This window comes from Chryseobacterium paludis (genome assembly GCF_025403485.1).
GTDB classification, from domain to species: Bacteria; Bacteroidota; Bacteroidia; order Flavobacteriales; family Weeksellaceae; genus Chryseobacterium; species Chryseobacterium paludis.
On sequence record NZ_CP099966.1, the window covers coordinates 2,687,127 to 2,702,652 of the forward strand.

Sequence of the window (15,526 nt, forward strand, 5' to 3'; positions counted from 1 at the left end):
ACAGATTTTCCTGCACACTCTTTTTAATCTTTTCAATAAAGACTTTCGTGTCAATACATTAGTTTTTAATATCTTTATCCTTCAATAATAACTAATTTTATGAAAAATATTTCATCGGTATTATTAATTTCTGCTTTGGCATTTAACTACTCTTGTACAACAATGAAAAAAACCGATACTCAACAGGAAATTCCTGTCCCAGATTCTTCTCTTTCGTCAAACCCTTTTATGAAGAAAAGCAAACTTCAGTATGAGGCTCCCGAATTTGATAAAATTAAAAATGAAGATTTTAAACCGGCTTTTGATTTCGGATTAAAACAGCACGATGCTGAAATCGTTACAATTGCTAACAACTCAGCAGCACCTACTTTTGAAAACACGGTCGTTGCTTTAGAAAAGAGCGGCGAAGTTTTAAAAAGAGCATTGACTGTATTTTCAAACTTAACAGGTGCAAATACAAACCCCACATTACAAGCTTTAGATGAGGAATATGCTCCAATTCTGGCAGCTCATTCTGATAAAATGTATCTTAATGATAATCTTTATAAAAGGATAAAGGCCATTAAAGAAGGTGGCTTAGATTCTGAAAGTAAAAGATTATTACAATTCTATAAGCAGAATTTTGAAATTGCAGGTGCTAATCTTTCTGCTGCAGATAAAGAGAAATTAAAGCAAGTAAACCAAGAGCTAGCCTCACTTTCTACTCAATATTCAAATAAATTGTTAGAAGCTAGAAAGCAAGGTGGTGTTTTCTTTTCAGACGCTAAAGAACTTGATGGGCTTTCTCCTGATGAAATTGAAGCGGCAGCAACAGATGCAAAAACAGCAGGACAACCTGGAAAATATCTGTTAGCTTTACAAAATACCACTCAACAACCTTTATTACAAAACCTAAAAAACAGAGCTACCAGAGAAAAGCTTTTTAAAGCTTCATGGTTAAGAGCTGAAAAAGGAGATGCCAATGATACGAGAGAGACAATTGAAAAACTTGCTAAATTAAGACTTAAAAAAGCCCAGATCTTAGGTAAAAAGAGCTTCGCAGAATGGAAACTGCAGGATCAGATGGCAAAGACTCCTGAAGCAGCTACCAAATTAATGAATCAGATTGCAACTCCTGCTGTAGAAACAGCAAGACGAGAGGCAAAAGATATCCAGGATTTAATTGATCAACAAAAAGGGGGTTTCAAAGTAGAGCCCTGGGACTGGACTTTCTATGCTGAACAGGTAAGAAAGGCAAAATTTGATCTAGATGAAAACCAGATCAAACCCTATTTTGAAGTAACAACTGTTTTAGAAAAAGGAGTTTTCTATGCTGCCGAAAAATTCTATGGTCTTACTTTCAAAAAAAGAACAGATCTTCCAACCTATCATCCTGACGTTGTAACTTATGAAGTTTTCGACCATGACGGAAAATCAATTGCCATTTATTATTTAGATTTCTATACCAGAGATTCTAAAAATGGTGGTGCATGGATGAGTAATTTTGTTGAACAGTCTTACCTCTTGGGAACAAAACCAGTCATTGTCAATTGCTATAACTATCAAAAACCAGCTCCTGGAAAACCATCTTTAATTAGTTATGATGATGTTTCCACTATGTTTCATGAGTTTGGCCACTCTATTCACGGAATGTTTGCAAGTCAAAAATATCCTTCTCTTTCAGGAACTAATGTACCAAGAGATTTTGTAGAGTTTCCTTCACAGATTAATGAGCATTGGGCATTAGATCCTATTATTCTAAAAAACTATGCACTTCATTATGAAACTAAACAGCCTATACCACAAGCATTAGTTGATAAGATAAAAAAAGCTGGAACTTTCAATCAAGGTTATATGACAACAGAATTGGTTTCTGCGGCAGAACTTGATATGGATTGGCATACTGTAACGAATGAAAGCCAGTTGATCCCAGTTCTCGATTTTGAAAAACAATCTTTAGAAAAACATGGATTTAACTTGGCAACCGTTCCGCCAAGATACCATACCCCTTATTTTGCACATATTTGGGGTGGTGGATATTCAGCAGGATATTATGCTTACTTATGGTCTGAAACACTAGATAATGATGCTTGGGAATGGATTGAGAATAATGGTGGATTAACAAGAGAAAACGGAGACCGTTTCAGAAAATACATTCTTTCTGTAGGAAACTCTGTAGATTTGAATCAGGCATTTAGAGATTTTACAGGACATGATCCGGATATTAAACCTTTATTGAGAAACAGAGGGTTTATAAAATAAATTTTTAGAGCATTCATTAAGTTGGATGCTTTTTTTGTTTTTAAACATACATGGTCCAAATAAATTCACGTATAAGCACAGAAATTATACCATTGATTCAAATGAAATTTTAATTAATAGAACAAAAACTGTGGTATTTGTGATAAAAATTCGTGATTTTTGTGTTTTAAAAAATAAATAAATGAATTGTCCCTGTTGCTCTGGAAAATCATATGAACAATGTTGTAAGCCTTATCATACAGGAGAAAAACATGCTCCAACAGCAGAAGCTTTAATGCGTTCCCGATTTTCAGCATTTGCTATTCCTAATGGAGAATATTTAATGGAAACCACTCCACCTGGAAAGCGCAAGTTGCATAACAAAAAAGATTTGCAGGAATGGTGTGAAATTAATGAATGGACAAAATTAGAAATTGTCCAAACTCCAGCTTTAAATCATGTTGAATTTAAGGCTTATTATACAGATCAGGATGGAAACCCACAAGTTCATCATGAGTTTTCTGTTTTTCAGAAAATGCATGACCGCTGGTATTATGTTTCTGGAAAATTTTTAGATTAAAATAATCATCAACAATATTGATATTAAAAAAAATGTCCGAAAAAATCGGACATTTCTATTATTTTTTAGTGAGCATCTGTTCCGTCAATTCCATGAGGATGACCATGTGCTAATTCTTCTTCTGTAGCGGGACGTGTGTTTAAAATTTCCACCTGGAAATCTAAAACTTTTCCAGCCATCGGATGGTTAAGGTCAGCTATTACAACTTCTGGCGTTACTTCAACTACCAATGCTTGAAAATTATTCCCTTGATTATCAGACAAAGGCAAAATAGCTCCAACAGGTGGAAGACCAGATTCATTAAACATATCAACTGGTAATTGTGCTATAGCATCCGGTTGTCTGTCACCATAGGCTTCTTCAGGCAGAATAGTAAAAGCTGCTTTATCACCCGCTTTTAAACCAAGGATATTTTGCTCAAACTTTGGGATCATCATTCCTACACCGTGCAAAAATGTAAGTGGATTTTCTGCTGTTGTTTCTTCTACAAGAATCTTACTTCCATCCTCTTCGATTGTGTGAAGTATGTAACTTACAGCTACAACATGATTGTTTTCGATTGTCATATTTTTTCTTTTTTTCGTGAGTCTTTTTTCACGATTAACGGTGCAAATATACTATTTTGATTTATTTAGAGAAGAAATACGAAAAGAGTATTAAAGCAATATCAGATCTTCTACTTTCTATTCTTTGTTTCATTCCTTTTTTTCTGTCTCAACATAAAGAGATACAGACTTTCAACTTTTGTTCTTGCCCAATCGGTTTTACGTAAAAATTTCAACGAAGAATTAATACTTGGATTATCCGTAAAACATTTAATATTAATCTGCTCTCCTAACTTTTCAAATCCTTCATAATATTCAACTAACTCCTCTAGCATAGCATCAAGCCTTTTGCCGTGTAAGGGATCTGGAGATTTTTCGTGCATCTTTTTTTTGTAAAAATAAGAATAAGACTTTAAAATTCTTTAAAATTTAAATAAGTATGCTAAACCACTTCTTGATACTCCGTTTTGTAATCGAAGTGATGATGGCCATTCCGTCAGTTCGAGTGAAATTATTTGAAATGAAATGGAAAATAATTTTGTATCGAGAACTTTTCACTATTTTTAATTATGCAAAGTTCATTTGTCTACATATTACTATGTTCTGATAATACTTATTACACCGGTGTAACAGAAAACGTTTACAAACGTTTTGAAGAACATCAGAATGGAAAACACTTCGACTCATACACGTACGGAAGAAGACCTTTGGACTTAGTTTACTACTGCCATTTTATGGATATCACACAAGCATTCACTTTTGAAAAGAAAATAAAAAAATGGTCGAGGGCTAAAAAACAGGCTCTTATCGAAGACCGTTTTAATGACTTACCTAATCTGGCAAAGAAAAATTTTACGAAATAATGAGAGAGATCACTTTTGCAATAGATCATTAATAGAGGTTTGAAAAACCACTTCTCGATACATTCTACTTCGTTTCATACTCGAAGTGACGACAGTCATTCCGTCAGTTCGAGTGAAATTATTTGAAATGAAATGGAAAATAATTTTGTATCGAGAACCTTCTACTACGAAGTACGATAAACCATTTCTTGATACGCTCCATTCCGTTTCATATGAAGTGACAATTGTTATAATTAACCACACCTAATAGCTCAATCTATTATTAGGTTAGCGAAATTACCATCTAAATTTCACTTTCCCTTTTTTGTTTCTTACATTTGAGTTATGAAAATTCTGCATACTGCCGACTGGCATTTAGGGAAACGTCTGGATCGGTTTTCACGTCTGGAAGAACAGGTTCAGGTTATGAATGAAATTGTTCAAATAGCCGACGTACAAAAGGTAGATCTGATTATTGTAGCCGGGGACCTGTTTGATAACTTCAACCCTAGAGTTGATGCCATTGAGTTGTTTTATAAAACGTTAAAACGTTTATCATTAAATGGGAAGCGTCCTGTTATAGCTATTTCGGGAAATCATGATGCTCCAAGTTTAATTGATGCTCCCGATCCACTTGCCAGAGAATGTGGAATTATTTTAATTGGTCATCCAAAAGCTAAGATTAACCCATTTGAACTGGAAAATTTTACGATTTCAAATTCGGTTGAAGGATTGATCGAGTTACAACTTAATGGTTTAGATTTCCCAATACGAATTTTACATACTCCTTATGCAAACGAGGTCCGATTAAAGGAATATTTTGGAGAGAATAAAGAGGAAGAACTTAATAAAGTTCTAGCTGAAAACTGGAAAAAGCTTGCTGATGAATTTTGTGACACCAATGGCGTCAATATTTTAACAGCTCATTTATATATGAATAAAAGAGGCACAGAACTCATTGAAGAGCCTGAAGGTGAAAAGCCTATTAAAATTGGAGCTGCAGACCTTATTTATTCCGATATTATCCCTGATCAAATTCAATATACTGCTTTGGGACATCTTCACAGTTTTCAGAATATTGGAACAAAAGAAAAACCGGTTGTATATTCTTCTTCACCCCTATGTTATAGCTTCAGTGAAGCTGGACAAACAAAATATGTCAATATTATCGAAGCAGAGCCCAACAAAGAGGTTTCATATGAAAGAGTAGCTCTAAAAAATGGAAAGTCTCTCATTAGAAAAACATTTGATTCTATAGAAAAAACTATTGAATGGTTACTTGAAAATCAAGATACTCTGGTTGAATTGACACTGGAAAGTGAAACATTTTTAAAAGCAGATGAAAGAAAACGTATTTACCAGTCTCACAATGGTATCGTTCACTTGATTCCGAAGGTTAAAAATCAGGATTTCAATGAAAACCATCTTCATGAAATTAATCTGAATCAGGATATTCAATCTTTATTTCAGGATTATTTTAAATCTAAAAATAATGGACAGCAACCTAATGAAGACTTAATGAAAATGTTCAATGAAATTTTAAACGCTTAATCATGATCCCAATTCAAGTAACAATAGAAGGTCTATATTCTTATCAGGAACGTCAGACTATCGATTTCAGAAACCTTACTGAGGCTGGATTGTTCGGAATCTTTGGTTCGGTTGGTTCCGGAAAATCATCTATCCTTGAAGCAATTTCTTTTGCTTTATATGGTGAAACGGAGCGTTTGAATATGCGTGACAAACGAGCTTACAATATGATGAATCTGAAATCAAACAGTTCCTATATTGAATTTGATTTCATAAACCATGAAAATAAATTATTCCGTGCAACCCGAGATTTCAAAAGAAATTCCAAAAAATTTGATGATGTAAAACCTTCCTCTGTAACTTTTTATGAAAAGAGGAATGAAAAATGGATACCACTCGACCATTCTGATGCTGAGCAAATTATAGGATTAAGTTATGCGAATTTTAAGCGTACAATTATTATTCCGCAAGGCCAGTTTAAGGAATTCCTTGAATTGGGAGCAGCAGAAAGAACGAGCATGATGAAGGAAATTTTTAATCTTCAACGGTTTGATTTACAAAACAATGTCTCGGTTTTAAATATCAGAAACAAATCTGAGCTGGATCAATTACAAGGTGAATTGAAAGGATTTGAGGAAATAAGTGCGGAACAGATTAATTCTCAAAAAGAAAATCTTACAAAAGAGCAGCAAAAATACGATCAGGTAAAAAATGAGCATCAACAAGCTTCAGAAAAATATCAGCAATTAAAAAGTCTAAAAACAGATTTTGAAAATTTACAACAAAAGAAAGAGGATTTTGAAAAGATATCTGCTGATAAATTAAAGATTGATGCTTTAGAAAAGAAAACAAATATCTATGATACTGTTTTCAGAATCTTTAATCCTTTGCTAAATGAAAAAAAGAAGCTATCACATGAAATTTCCGCAAGACAAAAAGAGCAGGAAGTCCATATAAAATATGTAGCGGAAACCGAGAAAAATTTCACTAAAATAAGAGAACAGCTTCTATCGCTCCAACCTAAATTTGATGCATTAGGACAGTCAAAAACACAAGAAAATGATTTAGGTTTGATCTTACAAATATTGAAGTTTTCGACTGAAATAAAAACACTTGAAGAAAGGACACAGAAGGGTTCTGAAAAAGTGCAGGAAGTTGAAGAAAAACAAAAGAACACTTTAAAAAAAATAAATGATCTTACTAAGGAGACAGAAGCTTTAAAACCAAAAAAAATTGAGGCTAATTTATTAATTAGTGTTGGAAATTGGTTTGTACACAAAAAAAATCTGAATGATCTCCAACACAAGCAAACCGAAAAACTAATTCATTACAAGGGATTAATCACAAAGGTTTTAGAAGACTTAAAGCCCTTTAATATCAATCCTGAAAATTTTCGAGAAGATTTTAAACTAAAAACAGATTCTTTAGAAACTGGCAGAAAAGAATTATCACAAAAGTTTGACCACCTTAAAATTCAGAATGAATTATCCCGTTTTGCCAACGAATTACATGATGGTGAATCATGTCCACTTTGCGGATCGTTAGAACATCCAAATATTGTCGGATTTCACGATGTGAATACTGAGCTCAATGATATTCAGGAAAAAATACAATCTATCGAAAATGAACTTTTAAAAATTCAAAAACAGACTTCTGAAATTGAAAAAATTCTGGATCGTAAAAAGATCTTTGAAGATCAATTACGAACAGAGCAGGAAGTTTTAAATCAGCTTCAAAAAGAGATATTAACTCATCGTCAAAATTTTATATGGGAAAATTTTAATGCTGATCAAGAAAATGACTTTGAATTAAAACGTCAACAGTCATTTACCATAGAAAAGCAGATGGAACAAATCAGTCAGCTGATTTTAAAGGAAAGAGAAATTCTTGAAAAAGAGCAGGAAACCCTAGAAAAGTATAAAAAAGCTTTGGACGAATTTAAACTGGAAGAAGCAAAAAAAGAAGAACAGATCAACACCAATCGTTCAAATTTAAAGACTTTGAATTGGAATGATTATAAGGACCAATCATATCCTGAGGTTTTCGACCTTCATCAAAAATTAGCTGAATCCAATCTTGATGTTGAAAGAAATTATCAGACTCTAACTAATCAGGAAAAAGAAACTGCGCCCAAACTGGCAGAACAAAAAACCATTGTAAATCAGCTAGCTATCAGGGTTTCAGAGCTAGAAAAAGAAATTTCTTCCAACGAAGAATCATTACAGCTCGCTTTAGCACAACAAGGTTTTACTACATTAATGGATGTTCAAAATATCTTAATAGAAGAAATCCATGTTCAGGAGAAAAGGAATCAAATCCAACAGTTCAGAATTCAGTTTGAAACATTAAAAAACGGAATTCAGGAACTAGAGGTAAAGCTTAAAGATTTCTCTTTTAACAAAGAAGAGTTTCATTCTGTTGAAGATCAATTTAAAATTATTGAAACAACATTAAAGCAAGCTAACGACACTGTTGTTAAAACTATTTCTGAAATTGACAGGCTTGAAAAAGAGTTTAAGAAAAAAGAAAGTCTTCTGAAAAATCTCAGTGAACTTCAGAAGCGATCTGAGAATTTAAAAGTGATGACCAACTTGTTTAAAGCAGCCGGTTTTGTTCAGTACGTTTCATCCATTTATCTAAGACAACTCTGCGATCACGCAAATGTACGATTCCATAAGATGACCAGAAATCAACTGAGTCTCCAACTGAATGAGAACAATGATTTTGAAATAGTTGACTACCTGAATGAGGGACGAACCCGAAGTGTAAAAACATTATCTGGAGGACAGGCATTCCAGGTATCATTAAGTTTGGCTTTAGCTTTAGCAGAAAGTGTACAGGCTACAACAAAAGCAGATAAAAATTTCTTTTTTATAGATGAAGGTTTTGGAACACAGGATGTGGAATCAGTAAATATTGTTTTTGAAACGTTGATGGGGCTCCAAAAGGAAAACAGGATCGTAGGAATTATCTCGCATGTAGAAGAACTTAAAGAAAAAATCCCCGTTTCATTGAGTATTGTAAAAGATGAAGAGCGTGGAAGTCTTATTAAGATCATTTAAATAGCATTTTTCAATCTTCAATATCATATCAAAAAAAACTCCATTGAATTGCTCAATGGAGTTTCTTTGTTTTATAAAGATTTAATGTTAGGTAATACTTCCTGACCAAATAATTCAATAGATTTCATCATCAAATTATGGTCCGGATCCCCTACATCCATGTGTCCAACAAATCTGGTAATACCAAAAATTTCCTTCATATAAGCAATCTTATCAGAAACTTCAGCAAGACTTCCAATAAATAAAGCACCATCTTTACTTCTTCCACCATCATATTGAGCTTTAGTATATGGAGCCCAACCTCTGGAAGATCCTATCCTGTCCATCTGTGACTTATAATTATTGAAATAGCCATCTACCACATTCTGGTCATCACTTACAAAAGTATGAGAATGTATGGCGATCTGCATCTCAGAAATATCGTGTCCAGCATTTTGATATTCCTGTTTATAGAATTCTATCAGGTTTCTAAACTGAATAGGCATTCCACCAATAATCGCCACGACTAATGGCATTCCTAGTTTCGCAGCACTTAAAACTGATTGCGGAGTTCCACCAACAGCTCTCCATATAGGAAGCCTTCCATCATTCTTTGCTCTTGGATAGACCGTTTGATTCTGCATCGGTGCACGAAGCTTTCCTGACCATGAAACATTCTCTTCTGAGTTTATTTTTAACAACAATTCTAACTTCTCATCAAAGAGTTGCTCATAATCATTCAGTGAATATCCATAAAGTGGAAAGGATTCAATAAAACTGCCTCTTCCTACAAATATTTCTGCTCTTCCATCAGAAATAAGGTCTAATGTTGAAAAATCTTCATAAACTTTTACTGGTTCCGATGAACTTAAAACAGTAACACCACTTGCCAGTTTAATATTTTTTGTAATGCTCGCTGCTGCTGCCAATACCATTTCAGGAGAAGAAACAGCATAATCAGGACGATGGTGTTCTCCCATTGCAAAAACGTCGATTCCAACCTCATCCATTAATTTTACCTGTTCGAGAATTTCTCTGATTTTTACTCCGGCATCTTTATATTTCCCTGTTGTCTGGTCAAAAGCTAAATCACCAAACATTCCTATTCCTAATTCCATATTGTATGTTTTTAATTTATCTCAAAATTACAGGAATCAAAAATCAAAAACATTGATCAATGGTAAGAATGGAAATCAAGATTATTAAATGAAATTACCATCCATAATCTTGACCTTTATAAAAAAACAACTGAAATAATTAGATAATACTAGGAAAAATAAATCCATGTCTTGATAATAAAAGTAGCATAGTTAATCTATGCCACTTTTATTTTTTGCTCTACTCCATTCCAGAATTCCCAGAATAAGCATTATTATTAAAAGAATAATCTGAACAAAAAAATAATTATCTCCTTTATCCAATACTTGGATACCATTCGTCAGTATTAAGAATACATATGCAATAAATGCCATTCTTTCATTTCGTTTCCACGCAATAATTGCCAACAGAAAAAATAGTATAAAACAGGAAATTTCAAAAATAATACGCCATGTGCTATCTCTTGCAAATAAAGGAGTAAGAGCTAATATGAGGACTGAAAACATTAAAGCATATTTAAATTTCATATCTTAAATTTTATTTTCCACCTCCATTTCTCACACATCCCTGATAATCACTTTCTGCATCCGAATTACAGACTACCATATGGGCGGTAGCTATACCTCCTGCAATAACTCCACCAACTCCACCAGTAAATACACCAACTAAAACTGATCCACCTATTTCTATAGCATAATCTCTCATACATCTATTAGAAGCTGTCATAAAAGCAGAATGACAATTTCTTCTACCTGTAAGGGTACCATTTTCATTATAGCCAAGCTGTTGATCTATTTCATTCGTTAGCATTTTCCTTCTTTCTCCTTCATTATATTTGGAATAAAAATCTGAGTTAGAATCTCTAAAACTCTTGCTATTATCCCTTAATTTTTCATACATAGAAATTAATTCTTTACTATGTTCAACTTTCGCAGATTTATACAATATTTCCAGCTCTTCGACTGTATTTATTCTATTTATTCCTGATTGAATTACAGAAAAGTTGGCATTCTTTTCATTGTCAAGAATACTTTTAATTTCAGACTGAATGCTGAGTTGAACGGACACATAATTAGATAAAGCTTCTGAACTTAATTTCCCATTCTTTAAAGAAACTTTTTGAGTTACGTCCGCATTAGAATCTTTTCCAGTAGATAAATCTTCATTAGAAGAACATGACTGAAAAACCAGCAGGAACATTGTTCCTACTATAAATAATTTTTTTCTCATTGTGTTGTGTTTTTGTTTGTTGTCTTCCAAAACTATAAAAGTAAGAACGTTCTTAGTGCATCATCGTATTGTATCTTTTTTGTGTTTTTACTGTACACGCGTCATGTGATTTGTACATTTTTTTTGCATATTTGTATAAAAATGCGAGATGCAAAAAGAAAAATTACGTTTGATTAGAAAGAAAAAGGGATACACTCAGCAGCAGATTGCTGATATCATTGCTACCGATGTCTCCAACTATAGTAGAAAGGAAAGTGGGGATGTGAAAATAGTACGAGCCGAATGGGAAAAAATAGCTAATTTCTTAGATGTCACCATGGAAGAGATCTATGAAGAAGATGATGCTCAAATCGTAGTTAATAACGACCATCCTGTTTTTAATGACAGTTCGGCATCTGGTATCTATCAATATAATAATAGTACAATTCCTCTTTCTATCGTTGAGAACCTTCAGGAATATATTTCTTTATTAAAAGAAGAAAATCGAAAATTAAATGAAGAAATTAAAAGCTTAAAAGGAAAAAAATAAGTCTACAATTCTTTAAGAGGATCCCAGAAAAGCTGTTTGAAGTTTTTGATTCTAAAATTCTCAACTACAACACCCTCTGCTTCAAGCTTAGGCTGAAACTCTTTTACCGATAAAGTTCCGGAACTTGAAATAACCCGATGTGCCGGAACATCTTTTGGGCAACCGCCCATGGCTTTTCCAACATGTCGGGAATGATTTGGATAACCCACTGCTTTTGCTATTGCTCCATACGAAGAAACCCGGCCTTTTGGAATAAGCCTGGTTATTTCATAAATCTGTTGCTTGAAAACCTCGTCCATATCAGGTATATTAAGATTATTTAATTATTTGCATCATTTTTGAACTATAATAATTTCAATGATGTTTCTCATTAAAAATATAAAGTTATGAAAAAATCATTCTTCAGCCTTCTGAATAAAATCAATAAAAAGATTTTACCTAAATTAAGTGATAAAGATCCAGGCTCTCTAACAAAGATCCAAAAAGGCATTTTGGCCTATCGATACTTTGTACTTATTAATTCTATGGATTAGCTGCCTATTATTTTGCATCTCATTACAAACCTGATATTTTTTTATTTATTCCCACATCTATCAGATTGCATGAATATTTTTCATATCCCAACAAATAAAAAACGCTCCAACAAAGTGAAGCGTTTTTTATATTTTTTTCTCACGATCAGTGAGAAATAATGATTAAGAATTCTCTAAAATGTAAGAAAACATTAAAGGTGCACAAATTGTCGCATCACTTTCAACGATAAACTTAGGTGTTGTAATATCCAGTTTCCCCCAAGTGATCTTCTCATTTGGAACAGCCCCTGAATATGAACCGTAAGATGTTGTAGAATCAGAAATCTGACAGAAATAAGACCAGAAAGGCACATCATGCATTTCCATATCCTGATATAACATTGGTACTACACAAATAGGGAAATCTCCTGCAATTCCGCCACCAATCTGGAAGAATCCAACTCCTTTTCCAGCAGAATTTTTAGTATACCAATCTGCCAAATACATCATGTATTCAATTCCTGACTTCATTGTTGTAGCTGTAAGTTCTCCTTTGATACAGTAAGATGCAAAAATATTCCCCATTGTAGAATCTTCCCATCCCGGAACTACAATTGGAAGGTTTTTTTCAGCGGCAGCAATCATCCATGAATTCTCTCTCGGGATCTCATAATACTGCTCTAAAACTCCTGAAAGAATCATTTTGTACATATATTCGTGTGGAAAATACCTTTCACCTTTTGCCTCGGCATCTTTCCAGATCTCAACAATATGTTTCTGTAATCTTCTGAAAGCTTCTTCTTCAGGGATACAAGTATCTGTAACTCTGTTTAAACCTCTTTCTAACAAGTCCCACTCTTCCTGCGGTGTAAGATCTCTGTAATGTGGAACTCTTTCATAGTGAGAATGTGCAACCAGGTTCATTAAATCTTCCTCAAGGTTCGCTCCTGTACAAGAGATAAAATCTACTTTATCCTGACTGATCATTTCAGCAAGAATTTTCCCTAATTCAGCAGTTGACATTGCTCCCGCTAAAGTGATCATCATTTTTCCACCATCTTTAAGATGTGCAACATAACCTTTTGATGCATCCACCAATGCAGCTGCATTGAAGTGCAGGTAATATTTCTCTATAAACTCAGAAATTGGCTTGTTCATTTATTTTGATTTTTGCAAAGATAAAACTTAAAATCGGAATGTTGCAGCCGCACTTAGAGAAAGTCTGGTTAATCCTTCTTTTTCATCATCTCCTAAATTCACTGTGTTTCCGTTGAAAGTCATTTTACTCAATGTTCCGGCAGTCAATCCTACTTTTGGACCGATAAAGAAATATTTTGATAATGCATACTGATAAGCAAAATTAGCATCTAATCCCAAGTTAGAACCTTTTCCTTTTACTGTTCCGGTTTTTGTAGTATATGTAATAGCACCTAATGCAACATCATAATAAAACTTATGCTTTGACTCATCATTGAAATTAGAATACATAAATGCAGGCCCAAAGAAACTGATATTATCTTTTGTACTTACATTTGCAGAAACAACTTGTCCATTATTATCCAGCACAGAGATTCTTCCATTACTTGAGGCACTGTAATTAGAATATTTTATTCCCAAATTTATATTCCCTTTCACATTGTAGTAGGCTGAAATATCGAAATTCACACCGCTCTTTAAGCCTTTAATATAATTTTTTGTATCTCGTGAAATATTTGTTGGGGTCTTAGCAACTCTCCATGCGTATCCAACCGAAGGAAGAATTTAAATTTTTTGCTGTGCCAGAGATAACATAGAAATAAAAAACATCCCTAATAATGTAATTTTTTTTATCATTTATTTTAATATTTCGGCAAAAATAATGTTTTTGTCAAACTAAACAATTAAAATTTAAAACGGCGGTTTTCTTTTTTATCTGCTATTTTCTTTTTAGTATCAAGCCTTTTCTGCTTTTGCCCTTTTGACGGCTTTGTTGCTACTCTTTTCTTAGGAATTATTAAAGCTTTATTTACAATTTCTAGAATTTTTTCAATAGCTTTATTTTTATTCATTAGCTGGGCTCTGCTCTCAGAGACCGTTAAGAATAAAAAGCCCTCTGCATTGATCCTATTTTTTAATTTATTTTGAATTAAAACCTTTTCATTCTCATCAAAAAATCCAGAGTCATCAACATGCCAAAGTACAGTAACAGCGGTTTCAACTTTGTTTACATTTTGCCCTCCTGCGCCACTGCTTCGGGAAGTTTTAAAATTAAGTTCTTTGGAAAAGTCTTTCATGATTATGGATTAGGAAATTAAGGGTTATAAACTATCGCTTATTTTTTTGTATAGCTCAATACGACTAACCTTTCCGTTTGGAGTTCTCGGTATTTGCTGAGTAAAAATAATCTTTTTGGGTTTATGAAAGTTTTTTTCAAACGGGATATTTGATATCGTTCTTATGATTTCATCTGATTCTTCACCTTCAATTACTAAAATGAGTTTCTGTCCTAAAAGTTCATCTGCTGCTCCCATAAATACCACTTCATTCGGAATTTCCTTTTTCACCAAAGCTTCCAGTTCTTCAGGAAATATTTTTGCTCCACCAGTGTTGATAACATGATCAATTCTCCCCAAAAATTTAAACTGATTTCTATTCCTAACATCAACTAAATCGTTAGTTTGTAAAATCTCACCATTCACATTAGGTGCGAAAATTTTCAGACATCCTCTTTCATCTGTAGAGATGGTAACATGTTCAAAGGCAGTGAAATAATCTTCCTTTTGTGGTGCCAATTGTTTTAAAGCAATATGTGAAAGGGTTTCAGACATTCCATATGTTTCAAATATATGGGTTGTAAGATGTGAGATTCTTTTCTTTAAACTTTCTGATACTGATGCTCCACCAATGATTAAGTTTCTAACTAAATGTAGCTTATCCACTGAATTTTCAACCTGTAATGGAGTCATGGCACAAAAGTCGATTTCTGTTTCAAGATTCTTAAGCGGTTGTAAAGATGGTTCAGCAATTATTAACTTCATCTTTCTTTCAAATGAGCGTACAATCATCATCTTCCCGGAAATGTATTCTGTTGGTAAGCACAACAAAGCTATATCTCCCGTTTTCAAATGTAAGAAGTTACAGGTCATCATTGCGGAATTCAGCATTTTGTCCTTTTCAATTTCAAAAACCTTTGGAACTCCGGTGGACCCCGATGTTTGCACCGCCACCGTTTTTGAATCATCCAACCATTTTTCTAAAAAAAAAATCACTTTTCTTTCAAATTCAGTCTGTGAATGTAAATTATTAGTTTTGAGATTATTGAAGTCTATCACCATGTTTGTTGTAAATAAAAAGTGATGTAAATGTAAAAAAAAGTTTAAAAAGTTCTTGTATGTATAGAAAAAAGCTTTAAATTTGCAT

Annotated in this window: 17 protein-coding genes; 7 read left to right on the forward strand and 10 right to left on the reverse strand. The window is 33.3% G+C overall.

The features are described from left to right. The first annotated feature begins 99 nt into the window (after window positions 1–99). Window positions 100–2,241 (forward strand): M3 family metallopeptidase, encoded by a 2,142-nt coding sequence (locus NG806_RS12130; protein ID WP_261509840.1) that lies wholly within the window; start codon window positions 100–102, stop codon window positions 2,239–2,241. A gap of 181 nt (window positions 2,242–2,422) precedes the next feature. Then, window positions 2,423–2,800 (forward strand): YchJ family protein, encoded by a 378-nt coding sequence (locus NG806_RS12135; protein ID WP_261509841.1) that lies wholly within the window; start codon window positions 2,423–2,425, stop codon window positions 2,798–2,800. 65 nt (window positions 2,801–2,865) lie between these two features. Here the strand turns inward: NG806_RS12135 and NG806_RS12140 are convergent, their stop codons facing one another. Both NG806_RS12140 and NG806_RS12145 read right to left on the reverse strand, forming a co-directional pair. After that, a complete protein-coding gene (locus NG806_RS12140; RefSeq protein WP_214828213.1) occupies window positions 2,866–3,366 on the reverse strand; it encodes an FKBP-type peptidyl-prolyl cis-trans isomerase in 501 nt (166 codons plus the stop codon). Window positions 3,367–3,476: 110 nt separating this feature from the next. Beyond that, window positions 3,477–3,728: a VF530 family protein gene (locus NG806_RS12145; protein ID WP_261509842.1), complete on the reverse strand. Its 252-nt coding sequence runs from the start codon at window positions 3,726–3,728 to the stop codon at window positions 3,477–3,479. Between the two features lie 186 nt (window positions 3,729–3,914). Between NG806_RS12145 and NG806_RS12150 the strand changes: the two genes are divergently transcribed. From NG806_RS12150 to NG806_RS12160, 3 genes are all read left to right on the forward strand, one after another. Then, window positions 3,915–4,208, forward strand: coding sequence for a GIY-YIG nuclease family protein (locus NG806_RS12150; RefSeq protein ID WP_261509843.1), 294 nt, complete (start codon window positions 3,915–3,917; stop codon window positions 4,206–4,208). Between the two features lie 324 nt (window positions 4,209–4,532). Further along, on the forward strand, window positions 4,533–5,738 hold the full coding sequence (locus NG806_RS12155; protein ID WP_214828198.1) for a metallophosphoesterase family protein: 1,206 nt from the start codon (window positions 4,533–4,535) through the stop codon (window positions 5,736–5,738). Between the two features lie 2 nt (window positions 5,739–5,740). Further along, entirely contained in the window at window positions 5,741–8,779 is a 3,039-nt protein-coding gene (locus NG806_RS12160) for an AAA family ATPase (protein WP_261509844.1), read from the forward strand. Between the two features lie 71 nt (window positions 8,780–8,850). Here the strand turns inward: NG806_RS12160 and NG806_RS12165 are convergent, their stop codons facing one another. The 3 genes from NG806_RS12165 to NG806_RS12175 form a co-directional block, all read right to left on the reverse strand. After that, window positions 8,851–9,876: an LLM class flavin-dependent oxidoreductase gene (locus NG806_RS12165; RefSeq protein ID WP_261509845.1), complete on the reverse strand. Its 1,026-nt coding sequence runs from the start codon at window positions 9,874–9,876 to the stop codon at window positions 8,851–8,853. Between the two features lie 192 nt (window positions 9,877–10,068). Continuing rightward, on the reverse strand, window positions 10,069–10,383 hold the full coding sequence (locus NG806_RS12170) for a hypothetical protein (protein WP_214828193.1): 315 nt from the start codon (window positions 10,381–10,383) through the stop codon (window positions 10,069–10,071). A gap of 10 nt (window positions 10,384–10,393) precedes the next feature. Beyond that, window positions 10,394–11,086 carry a hypothetical protein gene (locus tag NG806_RS12175; protein WP_214828190.1) on the reverse strand — a complete coding sequence of 231 codons (693 nt, stop codon included), beginning with the start codon at window positions 11,084–11,086 and terminating at the stop codon, window positions 10,394–10,396. 148 nt (window positions 11,087–11,234) lie between these two features. Between NG806_RS12175 and NG806_RS12180 the strand changes: the two genes are divergently transcribed. Then, window positions 11,235–11,615, forward strand: coding sequence for a helix-turn-helix transcriptional regulator (locus NG806_RS12180; RefSeq protein ID WP_214828187.1), 381 nt, complete (start codon window positions 11,235–11,237; stop codon window positions 11,613–11,615). Window positions 11,616–11,617: 2 nt separating this feature from the next. Here the strand turns inward: NG806_RS12180 and NG806_RS12185 are convergent, their stop codons facing one another. Beyond that, entirely contained in the window at window positions 11,618–11,914 is a 297-nt protein-coding gene (locus NG806_RS12185; protein WP_214828184.1) for an MGMT family protein, read from the reverse strand. An 87-nt stretch (window positions 11,915–12,001) separates the two neighbouring features. Between NG806_RS12185 and NG806_RS12190 the strand changes: the two genes are divergently transcribed. Then, on the forward strand, window positions 12,002–12,148 hold the full coding sequence (locus NG806_RS12190; RefSeq protein WP_261509848.1) for a hypothetical protein: 147 nt from the start codon (window positions 12,002–12,004) through the stop codon (window positions 12,146–12,148). Between the two features lie 162 nt (window positions 12,149–12,310). Here the strand turns inward: NG806_RS12190 and NG806_RS12195 are convergent, their stop codons facing one another. From NG806_RS12195 to NG806_RS12210, 4 genes are all read right to left on the reverse strand, one after another. Next, on the reverse strand, window positions 12,311–13,285 hold the full coding sequence (locus tag NG806_RS12195; RefSeq protein WP_261509850.1) for a deoxyhypusine synthase family protein: 975 nt from the start codon (window positions 13,283–13,285) through the stop codon (window positions 12,311–12,313). A gap of 27 nt (window positions 13,286–13,312) precedes the next feature. Next, window positions 13,313–13,792 (reverse strand): hypothetical protein, encoded by a 480-nt coding sequence (locus NG806_RS12200; protein ID WP_261509851.1) that lies wholly within the window; start codon window positions 13,790–13,792, stop codon window positions 13,313–13,315. A 215-nt stretch (window positions 13,793–14,007) separates the two neighbouring features. Next, window positions 14,008–14,400 (reverse strand): alternative ribosome rescue aminoacyl-tRNA hydrolase ArfB, encoded by a 393-nt coding sequence (gene arfB, locus NG806_RS12205; protein ID WP_214828178.1) that lies wholly within the window; start codon window positions 14,398–14,400, stop codon window positions 14,008–14,010. A 24-nt stretch (window positions 14,401–14,424) separates the two neighbouring features. Continuing rightward, window positions 14,425–15,441 carry an AMP-binding protein gene (locus NG806_RS12210; protein WP_261509852.1) on the reverse strand — a complete coding sequence of 339 codons (1,017 nt, stop codon included), beginning with the start codon at window positions 15,439–15,441 and terminating at the stop codon, window positions 14,425–14,427. Window positions 15,442–15,526 lie beyond the last annotated feature (85 nt).